Raw genomic sequence first — 271 nt, 5'->3', positions numbered from 1 at the left:
AGAAGAAAACCCGCATCGTCATGACATTGCCGGCCTCATCCCCACGCCAATCACTGATCAGGCTGTTATTTGCAGCATTGCTTCCGCCTCAGCCCACCTGACGCTGAACAACACACCCCGCTCACCCAAGAAATCCCAACCAATAAACACACATCGCACAGAACGCCCGATCCAAAATCAGGGCGGCGAGCCACAATGCGACGATGAAATCGGGACGCTTCCAAACAACCCCCTACGCGCAAAAACCAAAGCTTCATGAATTTTTGCGGTA

Annotated in this window: 1 protein-coding gene; it reads left to right on the top strand. The window is 52.8% G+C overall.

Annotation, left to right across the window (positions count from 1 at the left end; translation table 11 throughout):
- Nucleotides 1–259 (top strand): hypothetical protein (locus C5F46_RS16970; protein WP_210203012.1); only part of this gene is annotated, 259 nt, incomplete at its 5' end.
- Between the last annotated feature and the right edge of the window lie 12 nt (nucleotides 260–271).

Source organism: Phaeovulum veldkampii DSM 11550, assembly GCF_003034995.1.
Taxonomy (GTDB): domain Bacteria; phylum Pseudomonadota; class Alphaproteobacteria; order Rhodobacterales; family Rhodobacteraceae; genus Phaeovulum; species Phaeovulum veldkampii.
Note: the sequence above shows the minus strand (reverse complement) of the source record. Positions and strands in the feature narration are given on the sequence as shown.